Consider the following 16,673-nt stretch of genomic DNA (forward strand, 5'->3'; position numbering starts at 1 on the left):
TTTTTAATTTTTTGAAAAATTTTAGGTAATGTCAGCATCTCTAGCAAAAAAAGCTTCAGCCAGGGGAGCTTAAGAAAATGATTTAAGCTTCAGATTCAATTATCCCAAGCAGTTACGTTAGTCAACCCTCATTCAAATTAAAGGTTTATCTTGACTGCGACCTTTCGCTTGAAAAATTAAATCTGCTTTCTCAGGTCGAGCTGCCAGTGTTGGTACAATATCAGTAAGAAAGCCCATAATCTTACCAGAAATTCCTCCTTTAATTAGAACCTCAATAGACACGAAATAAATTAATTTTGATTTTCATTTTTTAATTTTTTGAAAAATTTTAGGTAATGTCAGCATCTCTAGCAAAAAAAGCTTCCACCAGGGGAGCTTAAGAAAATGATTATTACTTTAAGTAGCTATAAGCTTTTCCTGAAGGAATGCTCCGCAAATAGCATTTAGCAAGACCGCTAAAAATTCAATAGTTTAAGTCCCCCACTATAGTGAGTGGTGCCTGTTAATAGGGACACCTTGAGAAACTGATGGCTGTTAACAGAGTTCCGACCCAGGAAGCTAGCTAAGTGCTGAGTGCTACTTCAAATAAGCCATAACAAAGCGATCGACCCCCTCAAGATCCGGAAAAATCTCAACCCGACAATAAGCTCCATTATCTTCCAACATTTTAGCCACCTTTTCCCCTTGTCCATCCATCATCTCCACCAACCAAACACCACCAGAAACCAAATATAGTGGAGCCGTTTCAACTAAAAATCTAATACAATCTAGGCCATCAACACCACCATCAAGAGCCAAACGAGGCTCATGCTTCCTAACCTCTACTTGCAAAGTAGAAATCATACCACTAGGAATATAAGGAGGATTAGCCACCATCCCACTCACCCGACCCCGCAGATGCTCCAGAGGTTGCCACCAAGAACCCTCATAGAAATTAATTCTATGAGCCAAACCCAACTTAACAGCATTCTGTCTAGCAATAGCCAAAGCTGCCGGACTACAATCAACAGCATAAATCGAAGCATCTGTCAAGATATCCGCTAGACCACAAGCGATCGCCCCACTACCAGTACCCAGATCCACCCAAATTCCTTGTCCAAGATCCAAAACAGCATTCGTAGCAACCACAACCAGATCGATTAAACACTCAGTTTCCGGTCTAGGTATCAAAACCCCAGAACCCACCTCCAAACAAAAATTCCGCCAATAAGTAACCCCAGTTAAATATTGAAGCGGAACCCTATCCTCCAAACGTCGGCGCCAAAGACCATCCAACTCAACTAAAGAAAGCTTCATTGAAACATTAGGCCAATCTTTAAAAGACTCCAAACGCAGCGTTAATCTATCCAGTCCAGCAAACTCCTGTAACAATAAATCAACCTCAGCAACAGATATACCTAGCCTCAAAGCATCAGTCTTAGTCTGACAATACCATCGCCAAAGTTCTAGACCTGAAACCACACACTTCCAGGAAAAATCCATCTATCGATCGCCAAGAATATCAACTTATTAATTACCAGAATTACCAGATTGTTTTAACTTTTGTACAAACTCTAAAGACTCCCGTGGAGGAATAAAAATAATTTTTTCCAAGAAAGGATCGTCATCATTCTCCAAAGCATTAATCACACCCTCAAGATTCACAACCTCAATCTTCACAGAAGAAAAAACATCAGGTTGTTGAGTTTTAGCCCGCTCCAACATTCCTTGCAAATCTTCCTTATTAAAAAACATAGGAATAACTTGCTTTTCCCCCCGCTGAATCGTCAAATATCCATCATCAGGTCCACCCTTAGCGATAAACAAAGGTACCCCATTAAACTGGTTAACATCCTGACCACTTTGCTCAAGTAAAGCTTTAGCAGATTCAACCTGCCTTTTGATCGGAACATAAGCAAATTGTAGTTTCTGACCATTCTGTTGTGTAGATTGGCTCATTTCATAAACTTCACCCAGAGAGACAGGGACAACCTTAACCGTAGCAGCTAAATCAGGATTTTCTCCTTTTAATTTATTAACAAAAGCATCTGCATCACTCTTACTAATAAAAACTCCCGCCACAGAAGAATTATCGTCATTACCTTCTCTTTTAATCGAAGCTACAAGAGGAGAGCCATTTTGATCGGTGATCGTAAAGACAGGTACAGGAGTTAACTTCTGTAAAACTTCTTTCTCAGGCAGTGCTAATGCAGACATATCTTTCAGGGATGGTCCTATCAAAGTGCTAGCCACTATTCCTAATACTGCACTTAAGCGAACTAATGACTTCATAAATTCTCCTGTTTTCTTAAAATATTGCAATTTCAAAAACTATGAACATCAAACAACCACAAAATAAATGCAAAAAACACTTCAGTTTTTCGTTCAATCTGCGACTAATTAATATGATTTAATGTTTTTCAAAGACCAATATCAGGCCAATTATGACAAGGGTTTATTCTATAAAAATCCGATTCAGAATCTTTTTTACTCTTCTTGGCAAAACATCTATCTAACTATTTTTTATTAATCTCAAAAAATCATTTATTCTCTAGAAAGTTCAACCATTCAAACCATCAATTATTTAAGCTGAACCAGATTTATCGTTAATCATAAAATTAAATTATTTTGTTATTCACTGATAATAACTCTACAAAAATTATTATCCTATATCAACAGTAATCTATGGTATATTTACCAAGTCACTAAATTTAGAAACACTCTTAAATTAAGAGTATGATTTCTGATGTATGGCCAAATAATTATAACTCTAGTTGAGTATAACACAAATATTTCATTTGCTGAAGCTGAAAAAAAATGAAATACTTTCTGAAATAAGAGAGCTTAATCTGCCTAGGTATTCCTTATTCCTAGATTGAGGATATTTACTAAATCACAGCATTAGAAAAAAGCATTTTCCTCAAGTTTTGCCATTTTTTTGACATCAATCAAATTAGGTGTGATTAACTTGTTATAAGTTACATCCTGTTAGTGCTGATGTAATATAGTTAACTTATTGAAATCCTCCTGAAATTAAGCTTGAGCGATAACGCGGCATTTCTCAACCGTACTATGCACCACTACCCTTTTTATGTCATGTAGGGAAACGCGATTTAAGTTTCTGCTTCTGGCGAACCAGGATCGTGGACAGAAGCTTTTTCTGGTCTTACGGTCACTCAACAGTACATCGCCAATCCGACGGCTCCCCTAAACACTGTTAGCCCAGCAGCCTTATTCCCTGTATTTTGGGACACTACAGTGAAAACTTCAAGATTGATTAGTTTTCCCATACCACTCTTTCTGGAGGAAGAGTTTAGGTCTTCAAGCAACCTTGATATAAATTTTCCTAAGCTGATACTTAATTTTCAGATTTAGGTTAATTATATTTATTAATATATCGGGATGACAGGATTTGAACCTGCGACATCCTGCTCCCAAAGCAGGCGCGCTACCAAACTGCGCTACATCCCGATTGAACTAAAATTATTATAGCTCAATTTTATATCTTTGTGCAAGCTTTGTGAAAAAAAAATTGGAAAAAATTACCAAAATCAGACCTGTAGGTATATTCAGGAAATTTTTAGGAACAAAAATCCTATAAATTATCTAGATAGATGGTAATTAATGGCCTGGACTTGCACCTAAATCTAACTGATTATCCAGTATTGTCGTTGCCAATCATTAGTATTTATTATTGTTTTTCAACAAATAAATAACTTTTAATCAAGCTTACTAAGCTAACTATTATTCCATTTGACACAATTATATACAAAAATCAAAGCAGGCAAAATGTCCCTGGTCAAAAATCTAAATTCTAGATTAATCATGATAATATGACTCAGTTAGCCATATCCAATCAACTCAAAAACAGCTAATCAGGATACCAGAACATTCCTTTAATTCCCTCTGGGTCAGAAATAAAACCTAAATTTCGGTAAAAATCAACAACATGAGGGTCTGCAAATAAAGTAATGTTACTTATATCCTCACTACGAAGTTTTTTGATTATGTAATTCATCAATGCTTTTCCCAAGCCCTTGCTTTGGAAGTCAGGATGAACAACCACATCCCAAAGAGTGGCATTAAAAGCATGGTCAGATGTTGCTCTTGCAAAACCAATCAGTCTTCGCTGACTGCCTCGCATTTGCCACATAGAGACCACAAGAAAACTATGTTGAATGGCCTTTTTGACTTTACGCAATGGGCGACGAGACCAACCAACAGCATTACAAAGCTCTTCGAGTTCATAGATATCTATATCTCGATCCGTACTAAAAAAGATACGCCCATTAGTTCTATCAGGAGAACGAACAGCTTGAGAAGAAGCATCTTGTCCCCCAATAGTTGTGTATCTTTCATAATCTAAATTTTGAGACTGAGATGTTGACTCAGAACCGGTAAACAAATTTTTCCAGAAACCCATGCAGGCGTGGTTAAGTTAGTAGAAATTGGATGACATTATTAGATAGTATATATCCCGTTCCCTCTCTTCGATTATGGCTCCGGGTTTAAAATCATCAACACTAGAACTGCTAAAGCGCTTCAACCGAGCGTTTCCACAGTTTTATGAACAATTTGTCAGTAGTGATATTCAACTGCAAAACCTTAAACTAGCATATCAATTGTATAAAAGCAAACAAGCTGTAATAGAGCTAAAACCAGAAAGCAGTAAAAGTGCCTTGCACTTTACCTACCGAAATCAATCATTCTTACTCAGTGATATTTTTGGAGTATTAGCTGCGTACGGACTAACTATTCATAGTCTTAGTCTTTATGGACAAATTTACCCACCAATGTTGGTCTTTATCAAATTAGTTATATCTCGGGGGGGCAAAGCATTAACAGAGAAAACCTCAGAAAATGTTTGTCGGGCCATCCGTGAATCACTAGCAGGCCACTTTGAGGTAGAAGAAATGTTGGCTGTAGAATTTAATCTAGATAGTGGTTTAGAGGAAGTAGCAACAGAATTTTATGTCGATCCTGTATTTCATCTACCAGCACTATTAATTGAAGCTGATAATCAACCTGGTCTATTCTACAAAGTCATGTATGCCATCTGGCAGGAAGATTTATTAGTAGTTAATGCCAACTTGTTAGTTTGGCGTGGGCGAACTCGTCTCATTCTTTATCTTCTGGGGCCAAATGAAAGTTTGATTCCAGAATACCTAGGCCACAAAATCGCTGAAGGTGTGCGACAGAGATTGATGGGAGAAAGGTACTAAATTAATTAATAATTAATAATTAATAATTAATAATTAGGGTTTGCTGATTAAATATCAAAGCTTTGATAGATAAAAGTTTTAGCCTTTTTAGGTCTTGAAAAAGTACAAGGTTTTCGTTCTAGGGAGCTTAAAAAGTTAGGATTTTAGGTTGACTATTGGCAGAAAAATCAAGGGATAATTCTTCTTCCTACCTCCTCTAAATTCCCCATTCCTCATGACTTCCCCTCCCAGGAGGGGCGGGGGTTGGTTGACTCCTGACTCCCCTCCTGGGAGGGCTATCCCTTACCCATAACTCCTGAAAAGCTTGTGGGGAGCAGGGGAGCAGGGAGCAGGGGAGAAAGGAGAAAGAATCATAGTAGGCAAGTAATAATACTTTACAATACTTAAATTATCAAAAAAAAATGTGTTTTTTCATATATTTTTCTCCCGAAAAGACCGAACCAAGACTCACCCATAACTTGTCTATTTTGTCAAGTTTTATCTTAAGAAAGATGTGGGTAATGGATAGCTGGGAGGGGCAGGGGTGGGTTGACTCCTACCCTCACCCATAAGACTTTTTCAGCAAACTCTAATTAATCCTCTTGGTTTTTACCAGAGGTAATTATCTATTATCAATTAATGAATCCTACCTCCTGTATAATTCCCATTTATTCTAACTCCTGACTCCTGTACGGGGGTTAACGATAGTTATGCGAAGCTAACGGCCGTTTCGCTGCGCGACATGAAACGCCCCTACGACTCCTGACTCCCACCCTCACTCATAAGACTGTTTCAGCAAGTCCTACTTAAAATAAAAATATGGCAACTATAGATATTCGAGGGGTTCCACACACCTATGAATTGACTAACCCCACTCAATTTCCCCATGTACTTGTATTTATGCATGGCTGGCTCTTAAGCCGTAACTACTGGCAACCTTTGATCCAAAGACTATCAGGAGATTACCAGTGTTTATCTTACGACTTGCGTGGATTCGGCGATTCTCAAATCCATTCAACCCAAAAAAAATTAGTTTCTACCTACAGTCCTACCTCTTATATTGAAGATTTGGCAATACTACTAGAAAAACTTAACATCTCTAGTGCCTGCTTAATAGGACATTCTTTGGGAGGAACTATTGCTTTACATGGAGCATATAAAATCTTCGACATTATCAAAGCAGTAGTCTGTATTAACTCTGGTGGTGGAATTTATCTCAAAGAAGAATTTGAGCGATTTAGATTCGCAGGGGCACAAATAATTAAATTTCGGCCTCGTTGGCTACCTTATCTACCTTTGATTGAACAAATATATACTAAGACTCAAGTGGTTACTCCCCTCTCTCGAAAATGGGGAAAACAACTATTATTCGATTTCGTTGCTGCATCTTATGAAGCTTCCCTGGGAAGTTTATTAGAATCTACTACAGAATCAGAGGTTCATCAATTGCCACAAATAGTATCAGAATTAAAACAACCAGTTTACTTTATTGTGGGAGCTAAAGATACAATTATGGAGCCTAAATATGTACAACATTTAGCTAGTTTTCACTGGATGTTTCAAGGTTGCGGTGCAAATGTCCTAGAAATTCCTGAATGTGGTCATCTATCAATGTTAGAAAAACCTGATATTTTGGCTACCCAGATTAAAAGTCTTTTGCCATGAATTATGATAAAAATTGGAAAAAAAGGTTGCTGCACATTGATAATAATTGGGACAGATAGCCTCTAATAGCAGTTTGATAAATTTTTGCTACAAATAGTTGGGTTACTGCTCAAGAAGTCATGAGTCAGAATAAATAGTTTAAACATCATTTTAAGGATTTAATACCTTCTTTTATTCAAACAGACATCCTTCCCCAAAGTATTTTAACTCTCCTTATTATTCATAACATTCTTTTTTTAGGCTTCGTATAAGACCAATACCAAATTTATAAAAATTGTCCTAAAGAATTAAAAAAATTGCTACTTTCAGCAATCGTCAAAAACAATGATGTAACCAAAACTACTGAATAAAAGGATTAATAAATATCAAGCTTTAAATTTTACTCTCTAATTTCAAGGTAATGAAGCTAATAACTGAGCGCTGAATGTTGACTTTTTTATTTTGAATATATCCACTCTTATTCACTCTTATCCTTATTTTCTCCTTCCTCAAGATGAAGCCCTACAATTACTAAATCTCGCTTGATACCATCTAAATCAGCTACTTTTGGTAAATAACCCCAACGTTCAAAACCAAATTTATCAAATAAATTTAAACTAGGAATATTATGAGCAAAAATAAAGCCGAGTAAAGTCTTAATTCCCAACTGAGGACTACGATAAATTGCCTCGGAAAGTAATTTTTTTCCTATGCCTTGACCTTTATATTCAGGAGAAACATATATACTTACTTCTGCGGTGGCTTTGTAGGCTGGTCTGCCATAAAAAGACTGAAAACTTAGCCATCCAATAACTTGATCATCTAGTTCTACAACTAAAATAGGACGACTATCTGGTGAATGTTCTTGATACCAGGAAATACGACTCTCAACCGATATAAGTTCCAAATCTGCAGCAGCAATACGACTAGGAATTGAAGCATTATAAATTTCTACAATTACAGTTAAATCTTTTGCTTCTGCATTTCTAATTTTCATTACTGATGTAGCAGTCATATTTTTAAGTTGTGTAGAAAAAAATTTGACATTAGGTAAAACATAAAATTTATTTTTTTACTTCTTTTATAGTTATTTATCACTTCTAGAAAGCTATCTAGTAATCATAATTTTGGATATTTCATTAATGAATAATGGATAATGGATAATTAGGGTTTGCTAAAAAAGTCTTATGGGTAAGGGTAGGAGTCAGGAGGAATGAAGGAATGGAGAATTAAAGAGTAAGTAGTCGGAAGAATTGTTCCTCAATTTTTCCGAATTTTTACGCCCTAAATACTAACTTTTTGCAGCTCTAGGAGATAAAAACCTCATACTTTTTTAGACTCCAAAAATGCAGCCTTTAGATTTCAATCCTTTGAGATTTAATCAGCAAACCCTAATTCGAGCATATTTAGAGTTAGATAGAAATAGGGAGAGAAAATTAGAGATTAAAAAAACTCTTTCATTATCAATTATCAATTATCAATTATTAATTATCAATTATCAATTATCCATTATCAATTATCCATTATCAATTATCAATTATCCATTATCAATTATCAATTATCAATTATTAATTATCCATTGGTAAAAATAGCCTTGGCAAAAAAAAAGGTAATAGGCAAAAGTAGTAATATCAAGTCTCATTAATTTAGACGTAATCAAAATCCTCTTCTCTTGCTGACTCATAAACTCATAACTTCCGCAAAGGTACTATATATAGAGTTAAAAAACTATAACGTTATAGTTGTGAACGCTATATATCTTGTCTTTTGGTAAATCCTAACACTCTTAAAATTTATCTCTCTTCCCCACTTCCTAGCAAATATTCTTTTTGGATATTTCAAGATACATAATAAATCTAAAAAGCTCTAGGGGTTTGGTTTCCAAATCCCATTTTCACCTTGGTTTGGAGACCAAACCCCTACAATCAGATATTACAACTCAAATAGGATTGCTAGATTGATAGCTAAACTAAATTAAATTTATCAGGACTTACGCAAAGGTACTATATATAGAGTTTGAAAACTATAACGTTATAGTTTTTAACGCTATATGTATCGTCTAGTGCGTAAGTCCTATTTATATAACTCCATCACATCTTGAATAGCCATTCGAGAACTAGCTCCTAAGTTCAAAGATGAAATATGGCCTCGACTTAGATGGTCAGCCGCAGCACAACCAATCATGGCCGCATTATCCGTACAGAATTTTAGTGGCGGAAATAATACCTGCAAATTATGACTCGCTGCTGCTCTACTTAAGTGCCATCGCAAACCACTATTAGCTGCTACACCCCCACCAATAGCAATTGTATTTAAGCCATAGTCTGACGCACAGGCGATCGCTCTTTTTGTTAAGCCTTTCGCTACAGTTTCCTGAAAGCTGGCTGCAATGTCCTTAGTTACCGAAGACTGAGATAATAACTCATTATCCTCTTTTTCTAATTTCTGGACTAATCGCAATACTGCAGTTTTTAGTCCACTGAAACTAAAGTCATAAGGATGATAACCTCCTCCTGGCAAAGAAATTTTTCCTTCAGGAAGAGCAAAGGCTAATTTATTCCCTTCTGCTGCTAATTTATCAATTATTGGTCCACCCGGATAGCCAAGCTTTAATAATCTAGCTACTTTGTCAAAAGCTTCTCCTGCTGCATCATCTCTTGTTTGCCCTAAAGTTTCATATTCCCCACAGTCTTTGACATAAATCAAACTGGTATGGCCTCCAGAAACCAACAAACACAGAAAAGGTGGTTTTAAGTCCGGTTGCTCCAGATAAGTTGCATAAATATGACCTTCTAAATGATGGATTCCCACAAATGGCTTTTCATGGACAATAGCTAGAGTTTTTGCTGCCGTTAGACCAACTAACAAAGCGCCAACTAAACCAGGGGCACAAGTAGCTCCAATACCATCAATATCTGGCCAATCTAAATCCGCCTCTATCAAAGCCTGAGCGATCGCCTGATTAATTATTTCTAAATGTTGCCGTGAGGCTACTTCTGGAACTACACCTCCATAAAAACTATGAATATTAATTTGTGACTTTACAATATTACTTAAAACTTGATTATTCTTAACAATTGCCACAGATGTTTCATCACAACTTGTTTCTATAGCTAAAACCCTTGTCATTGCTTGATAAATTGATATTAATATAGTCAAAATATTAGCACTAAATAAATTTATTGTTGGGGCTTGTAACTGTTACCTATAATCTGGTACTATCCACAAAAATCAACAATTATCTATTTTATGTTACTAGGGTTTAAGACTGAAATATACCCAAATAACCAGCAAAAAACATTTGACTGAGAAATCAGTAGATGTTGTTGGTGTTGATTTATGTGTAAAATCTCTAGCTACCTTATCTACTGGTTAAGTATTTGAAGGCAGCTCAGTCTTGCCAGACCTTTGAAGCTAAACTATCTCGGTTGCAATGCTGACAATAGCAAAGATGAATTGATGCCAGATTTAATGGCAATAATTACATCATTAATTAGAGATTGAATGTATCAGGAAATATAAAAAGGAGATAGGGAACACTTAACACAGAAGGTGGAAACAGGTAATAAGAAATTAAGACAACTATTTGTCACTTAAAAATCTAGGAATAGTATGTACCTTTCCACCTCTGGATATTTACCAGATTTTAACCTTTTGAAGTCTTACCTATTTTAGACTTCAGTCACTCTAAGCTATCTTAATACTTGTTTTACAAACAGTCTCTTATTCCCAACTTTATGAATTAAGAAAAAACCGAAAAAATAATTGAAGAGTCAACCAATGAGATTAGTTGAGAAACATATAATTAAACAAAGTCATCAACATTGGAAAGAGGTAGATAAATTGTGTTTTCTTTCCAAAAATCTCTATAACTATGCTAATTATTTGGTGCGTCAATCTTGGATTTTTAACCAAACTTATTTAAACTCTAATCAGGTATATAATCAAATCAAAAAGAGTCCAGATTATCGAGCCTTACCAAGTAAAGTAAGTCAACAAATACTAAGAATATTAGACAAAAATTGGCAGAGTTTTTTCGCAGCCAGTAAAGCCCATAAAGAAAACCCAAATAAATTTACAGGGCGACCAAAGCTCCCCAAATATAAAGATAAAATCAAAGGGAGAAATTTATTGGTTTATACCATTCAAGCAATTAGTAAGCTGAGTCTAACTAAAGGGAAAATAAAACTCTCAAAAACTGAGATAGAATTCCCGACTCAGGCAGAAAATATTGCTTGTGTGAGAGTAATTCCGAAACTAAAACAGTATGTAATAGAGGTAGTCTATGAAAGATTTAGTAAATCTAAGGTAAAGAATCCTAAAGCAGTGGCAGCCATCGATATAGGAGTAGATAATTTAGCAGCGTTAACATCAAACCAAAAAGGATTTACACCCATACTGGTTAACGGACGGGTGCTAAAAAGTATCAATCAATTCTATAACAAAACTAGGGCTAAATTACAGAGTAAACTGCAAGAGGAATTGAGTACATCAAATCAGATTCAAAGATTAACAGCTAAACGAAATAATCAAATAGAAAATTATCTTCATGTCTGTAGCAGATGGATAATAAACCATTTGGAGAAATGGGGAATCGGGCAATTAATTATTGGCAAAAATCCCTTATGGAAACAATGGGTAAATAATACCAAAAAAAATAATCAATCATTTGTAAATATACCTCATGCTCGTTTTGTCGAAATGTTAAAATACAAAGGAGAAATGGCGGGAATTAAAGTGATTGTAAGTGAAGAAAGTTATACATCCCGTGCAAGTTTTTTGTCATTAGATTATATCCCTAGATATGGAGAAGAAAACGGGGAAAAATATGAGTTTAGTGGTTATCGAGAATCAAGAGGAATGTACAAGCAAAAAGGCTCAAAAATCAGGATAAATGCAGATGTAAATGGGTCCTATAACATCATGAGAAAAGTAATCCCAACAATCTTTGATGAAGGGATAGAGGGCGTTGTAGTTCGTCCAGTTAGGATAACTCCTAATCAAGCTAAAAATTAGTTGATGTTATATTTGACTATATTTTTAGTAACTATTGTAGAATCAGACAAACAAGAAATACTTGCGGTGGCGCACATCGTGGTAAAAATGTCTGTGGAGAAGATGCAGAAGGTATTACATAAATATTGGCCTACCTCGCATTTATCGAAACAGAAAATCTTGATTGTAAACTCAAGAATACCACTTCAAAACAATCGCTTTTGGAGTTGGGAAAATCTTAATTAGAAAATCCCTACTTTCAGCTTGATTTAGCAACAGAAGTATGGATAATTGTCAACACTTTGTAATAAAAGGAAACAATTCCATGAGACGATTGTTGGCTTTAGTTTTAGCCATTAGTCTTTGGGTAACTTGTGTACCTACAGCATCAGCATATAACTTAGTACCTTGTTCAGAATCACCTGCTTTTCAAGCACTAGCTGAAAATGCTCGTCCTACTACCGACGATCCCGAATCTGGTACAAAACGATTTGAACGTTATTCCCAACAACTTTGTGGAGAAGACGGTCTACCTCATTTAATAGTAGATGGAAGTTGGAGTCATGCTGGTGACTTCACCATTCCTGGCATTTTATTCTTGTATATTACAGGTTGGATTGGTTGGGTAGGTCGTTCCTATCTTCAAACAATTAAATCTGAGAAAAATACAGAAGAAAAAGAGATTATTATTGACGTACCTTTAGCAATCCAAAAAATGCTAGGTGGCTTTTTATGGCCTCTGGCGGCATTTGGGGAATATACCTCTGGCAAAATGTTTGCTAAAGATGACGAAATTACTGTTTCCCCTCGCTAGAAAAGTGAGCAAAGAAGCAGTTAAAATTAGGTAATTTTAGTCAGTATAAAAATACTAATTAATAGTTACCAACCTTATCTAAAACAATGTTTTAAAAGAGGCGATCAGCAATCAATAATCAGTAATCAGCAAGATCATTTTTTTAAATGTGCAAAAAGGGGATTTAAACCTCTCATAAACAATAGTTTTTGGGAATTTTACCTAATAAAAGCTGATAGGTGTTTGCCGAGCATTCCATCAGGAAATGCTAAAAGCTGATAGCTAATTAACATTGGCTGAACAATATCTGATTTAAAAATCAGTTTCAGGAGAAATATTCATGCAAGACTTACTTAAATATCTGTCCACAGCCCCTGTTTTGGCTGCAATTTGGATGACTGTCACAGCCGGAGTTTTAATCGAATTTAATCGCTTTTTCCCAGACCTGCTTTTCCATCCAATGTAAACGCAAAAAAGTTAACATTTTGAGTTAAGTAAAAATTTGTTTGTCTGAATTATCTACAGTATCGAAAGATTCAGATTGAGTGTAATAATCTGACAAAAGATTCAGCTCAAATTTAGCCTAAATTGCAAGTTTAAAAATGGTGGTGAATACAGAAATCAATATTCTCAACTAAATACAGTTGAAAATTTGATTTCTGACACCATCCTTAATGGATAATAGATAATGAAAAATATCTCTAATTATCAATTATCAATTACTTCTGGTTAAAACATGGATAAATCAAAACTACAGCGTATTCCGTCTGATTGAGGTCTGCCTATAACAGGCAAGATGCTTGTGCTACAAAGGTTTTATATTTAATATTTGTACCTCACGCTTCTTGGGAAATGCTATATCTATGAATTATCAATTATTAATTATTAATCATTAATTACCTCTGGTTAAAACTGAGAGGATAGAATCAAGTACGGAAATCTTATTTGTGTTTTCTCCTGAAAAGGAGAGGCTTTAAACCTCTGAGGATTAATTATTAATTATCAATTATCAATTTACCTATATGAAATCCTATATCGCTGCCGCAATATCAATGACAAGCGTACCTGACTTGTCAAAAAATTTAGCACAAGCAGAAGAATTAATAGACTTAGCTATCCGTCAAGGTGCAGAATTAGTTACCTTGCCCGAAAATTTTCCCTTCTTAGGTGAAGAAGAAGAGAAAATATCTCAAGCAGAAGCGATCGCCACAGCAAGTGAAAAATTTCTCAAAACAATTGCTCAAAAATACCAAATTACAATTTTAGGAGGTGGGTATCCAGTACCGACAACAGATGGCAAAGTCTACAATGTTGCATCTTTAATTGAACCTAATGGAATAGAAGTAGCAAGGTACGAAAAAGCACATTTATTTGACGTTAACTTACCCGACGGTAATACCTATCGAGAATCAAAGACAGTCAAGGCAGGTACTCAACTACCATCAGTTTATCCATCCAAAGATTATGGTAATTTAGGTATATCAGTATGCTATGATGTAAGATTTCCCGAACTATACCGACATCTATCCAGTGCAGGAGCTGAAGTTTTATTTATACCAGCAGCTTTCACCGCATATACAGGAAAAGACCACTGGCAAGTATTACTCCAAGCGCGGGCCATAGAAAATACCTGTTATATTATCGCCCCAGCTCAAACAGGTAATCACTACGGCAGAAGACAAACTCATGGCCATGCAATGATAGTTGACCCTTGGGGTGTAATTTTGGCAGATACTGGGGACAAACCAGGGGTGGCGATCGCAGAAATTGACCCTACTCGCCTAGAACAAGTTCGTAGACAAATGCCATCTCTTCAGCATAGAGTGTTTTAATTGTAAAAATAAATTTCTATAGAAGGCATTTGGTATCTCCAGAAAATAGGTTGGAGGGAGAAGTAATTGATAAAAAATGGGTAATAATTAATTGGATTTGGGATAAAATGAGAGGTCTAATACACCCCATCTCCCCACACTCCCCACACTCCCCACCCCTATTTAAGTACACAACTAGATACCAAATGGGTTCTATATAGGGTTGGCTGAAAAAAATAGTTTTAATCTCTACGATGATGCCTTTTTTTGGAGAATTTTCGTAAAAATGCAACATTTTTGAGACTCAAATACTCATCTTCTTGCACTTCAGATTTATTCAGCAACCTCTATATATAGATATCTCCAACTATAAAAAGCCTAACTCTAGTATCTTTTATAACCACTACAAAATATTTTTATACCCCAAATACTAACCCTCTGTAGCCAAAGTCCTGCTAAATTAAATAAATCAGATTGATTTAGAAAGATTTAATGTTTACTTCAATGGCAGGGTCCAATTTGTTTAGTGAAATTTTCTTATTTCCTTTATCGAGCAATATTCAACCAATATTGGCTACGGCTACAGAAACAGAAGCCGAACCAGCAATGGTAGTAGCAGGAGTGCTTCTGAGTTTAGTGGCCATTTACATAGCTAGTAAAGCAGGGGGCGAATTTTTTAACTGGCTAGGTTTTCCACCAGTATTAGGAGAACTGGTCGGAGGTGTGGTTATCGGTATTTCCGCCCTAAACTTAGTAATTTTTCCAGAAAGTGGGGCTGATAGTTCTTCGTCAGTAATTATTAGCATCTTACAATCAACAGCAGGTTTAGCTCCTGATGCTGCCGAGGCTACATTTCAAGTCCAAAGTGAGGTACTAGAAGTTCTAGCAGAACTAGGTGTCATAATTTTGTTGTTTGAAATTGGTCTAGAATCTAACATTAGAGACTTAATGCAAGTTGGTATTCAGTCATTAGTTGTAGCAACTGTCGGAGTGACCTTGCCATTTGTAGCTGGTACGGCAGGAATGATGCTAATATTCCATGTCTCAGCAGTACCAGCAATTTTTGCCGGAGCAGCACTTACAGCGACCAGTATTGGTATAACTTCTAGGGTACTAGCAGAAATTAACCGTCTCAACACACAAGAAGGTCAAATTATTCTTGGTGCTGCAGTTATAGATGATGTTATGGGTATTATTATCCTGGCAGTGGTAGCAAGTTTAGCAAAAACTGGCGAAGTAGATGTCATCAACGTTGTCTATCTAATTGTTAGTGCTAGTGTATTTTTGGTGGGTGCAATATTACTAGGTCGTTTCTTCAATGACACTTTTGTTTTCTTTGGTGAAAAATTCAAAACCCGTGGGCGAGCAGTTATTCCAGCTTTGACTATTGCATTATTTATGTCTTACATTGGTACTGCTATCCATTTGGAAGCTATATTGGGAGCTTTTGCTGCTGGATTAGTTTTAGATAATTTAGATGAATCAGAAGTCGGACGAGAATTGGAAGAACTAATTCGTCCTATTTCTGATGTTATTGTTCCTATTTTCTTCGTTACTGTGGGAACAAAAACTAATCTAGGGGTGCTTAACCCAGCTATTCCTACTAACCGTGAAGGTTTAGTAATTGCTATCTTTTTAATAGTAGTTGCCATTGTTGGTAAGGTTGCCTGTGGTTTTAGTGTATTTGGTTTAGGTTCAGTTAACCGTTTAGCTATTGGTGTTGGTATGGTGCCACGGGGTGAAGTGGGTTTAGTATTTGCCTCAGTTGGTTCTGCTAGTGGTGCTTTATCTCCAGCTTTGGATGTAGCAATTATTCTTATGGTAATTATTACAACATTCTTAGCGCCTCCCCTACTGCGAGTAGTGTTTGGAGAAGCAGAAGGAGAAGCAGAAGAAGTACCAGAAACTTCGGGTTAATTTTGGGGCGTTGCTGAATGTTGGTATGATACCTCAGAAGAAAGAGGGGTTTTTTCCAAATCTGAGTTGGGAGAATATATGGTTTTACCTGATTAATTACTCTTCATTTTCCTGAGTTATGAACTCTATACCTAAAATCAGCAACGCCTATTTTTCATGCCAATACAATTAATAAAAGGTGTAAATTTTGACCTTATTTTTTGGTCAAAATTTACATCTTTAAGGGGATGAAAAAAATATTCGATTCAATATTTCAAGTCTCTGGGTTTAGTTAGAGGTACTGGTAACTGATAACTGAATTTCAAGCCGCTGGGTTTAGTTAGAGATACTGGT

At 35.9% G+C, this 16,673-nt stretch carries 14 protein-coding genes and 1 tRNA gene; 8 read left to right on the plus strand and 7 right to left on the minus strand.

Annotation, left to right across the window (positions count from 1 at the left end; translation table 11 throughout):
- Positions 1–132: 132 nt before the first annotated feature.
- From ACP6PK_RS11410 to ACP6PK_RS11430, 5 genes are all read right to left on the minus strand, one after another.
- Complete coding sequence (locus ACP6PK_RS11410; RefSeq protein ID WP_168186438.1) at positions 133–282, minus strand: hypothetical protein; 150 nt, start codon at positions 280–282, stop codon at positions 133–135.
- Positions 283–576: 294 nt separating this feature from the next.
- Positions 577–1,482 carry a peptide chain release factor N(5)-glutamine methyltransferase gene (gene prmC, locus ACP6PK_RS11415; RefSeq protein ID WP_426559708.1) on the minus strand — a complete coding sequence of 302 codons (906 nt, stop codon included), beginning with the start codon at positions 1,480–1,482 and terminating at the stop codon, positions 577–579.
- Between the two features lie 27 nt (positions 1,483–1,509).
- Positions 1,510–2,271 carry a Tic22 family protein gene (locus tag ACP6PK_RS11420; RefSeq protein WP_426559709.1) on the minus strand — a complete coding sequence of 254 codons (762 nt, stop codon included), beginning with the start codon at positions 2,269–2,271 and terminating at the stop codon, positions 1,510–1,512.
- Positions 2,272–3,376: 1,105 nt separating this feature from the next.
- Positions 3,377–3,450: transfer RNA gene (locus ACP6PK_RS11425), tRNA-Pro, on the minus strand.
- Between the two features lie 400 nt (positions 3,451–3,850).
- The gene (locus ACP6PK_RS11430; protein ID WP_094671759.1) at positions 3,851–4,402 is read right to left on the minus strand and encodes a GNAT family N-acetyltransferase; all 552 of its coding nucleotides are present in this window, start codon (positions 4,400–4,402) and stop codon (positions 3,851–3,853) included.
- Between the two features lie 73 nt (positions 4,403–4,475).
- Between ACP6PK_RS11430 and ACP6PK_RS11435 the strand changes: the two genes are divergently transcribed.
- Together ACP6PK_RS11435 and ACP6PK_RS11440 are read left to right on the plus strand one after the other, a co-directional pair.
- The gene (locus tag ACP6PK_RS11435; protein WP_426547008.1) at positions 4,476–5,201 is read left to right on the plus strand and encodes a hypothetical protein; all 726 of its coding nucleotides are present in this window, start codon (positions 4,476–4,478) and stop codon (positions 5,199–5,201) included.
- A 798-nt stretch (positions 5,202–5,999) separates the two neighbouring features.
- On the plus strand, positions 6,000–6,845 hold the full coding sequence (locus tag ACP6PK_RS11440) for an alpha/beta fold hydrolase (RefSeq protein ID WP_094671786.1): 846 nt from the start codon (positions 6,000–6,002) through the stop codon (positions 6,843–6,845).
- Between the two features lie 457 nt (positions 6,846–7,302).
- Here the strand turns inward: ACP6PK_RS11440 and ACP6PK_RS11445 are convergent, their stop codons facing one another.
- Entirely contained in the window at positions 7,303–7,821 is a 519-nt protein-coding gene (locus tag ACP6PK_RS11445) for a GNAT family N-acetyltransferase (RefSeq protein ID WP_094671787.1), read from the minus strand.
- Positions 7,822–8,170: 349 nt separating this feature from the next.
- Here ACP6PK_RS11445 and ACP6PK_RS11450 point away from each other — a divergent pair, with 349 nt between their 5' ends.
- Positions 8,171–8,410 carry a hypothetical protein gene (locus tag ACP6PK_RS11450; protein ID WP_426559710.1) on the plus strand — a complete coding sequence of 80 codons (240 nt, stop codon included), beginning with the start codon at positions 8,171–8,173 and terminating at the stop codon, positions 8,408–8,410.
- A 487-nt stretch (positions 8,411–8,897) separates the two neighbouring features.
- Here the strand turns inward: ACP6PK_RS11450 and tsaD are convergent, their stop codons facing one another.
- Positions 8,898–9,953, minus strand: coding sequence for a tRNA (adenosine(37)-N6)-threonylcarbamoyltransferase complex transferase subunit TsaD (tsaD, locus tag ACP6PK_RS11455; protein ID WP_426559715.1), 1,056 nt, complete (start codon positions 9,951–9,953; stop codon positions 8,898–8,900).
- A 651-nt stretch (positions 9,954–10,604) separates the two neighbouring features.
- Between tsaD and ACP6PK_RS11460 the strand changes: the two genes are divergently transcribed.
- From ACP6PK_RS11460 to ACP6PK_RS11480, 5 genes are all read left to right on the plus strand, one after another.
- The gene (locus ACP6PK_RS11460) at positions 10,605–11,840 is read left to right on the plus strand and encodes an RNA-guided endonuclease InsQ/TnpB family protein (protein WP_426559711.1); all 1,236 of its coding nucleotides are present in this window, start codon (positions 10,605–10,607) and stop codon (positions 11,838–11,840) included.
- A 304-nt stretch (positions 11,841–12,144) separates the two neighbouring features.
- Positions 12,145–12,633 carry a Photosystem I reaction center subunit III gene (locus ACP6PK_RS11465; protein ID WP_426559712.1) on the plus strand — a complete coding sequence of 163 codons (489 nt, stop codon included), beginning with the start codon at positions 12,145–12,147 and terminating at the stop codon, positions 12,631–12,633.
- Positions 12,634–12,952: 319 nt separating this feature from the next.
- Positions 12,953–13,078 carry a photosystem I reaction center subunit IX gene (gene psaJ / locus ACP6PK_RS11470; RefSeq protein WP_094673647.1) on the plus strand — a complete coding sequence of 42 codons (126 nt, stop codon included), beginning with the start codon at positions 12,953–12,955 and terminating at the stop codon, positions 13,076–13,078.
- Between the two features lie 556 nt (positions 13,079–13,634).
- Complete coding sequence (locus ACP6PK_RS11475) at positions 13,635–14,444, plus strand: carbon-nitrogen hydrolase family protein (RefSeq protein WP_426559713.1); 810 nt, start codon at positions 13,635–13,637, stop codon at positions 14,442–14,444.
- A gap of 471 nt (positions 14,445–14,915) precedes the next feature.
- A complete protein-coding gene (locus tag ACP6PK_RS11480; RefSeq protein WP_426559714.1) occupies positions 14,916–16,340 on the plus strand; it encodes a cation:proton antiporter in 1,425 nt (474 codons plus the stop codon).
- Positions 16,341–16,673: the final 333 nt, after the last annotated feature.

The organism is Dapis hubbardiae BLCC-M172 (genome assembly GCF_050016015.1).
Lineage (GTDB): Bacteria > Cyanobacteriota > Cyanobacteriia > Cyanobacteriales > Microcoleaceae > Trichodesmium.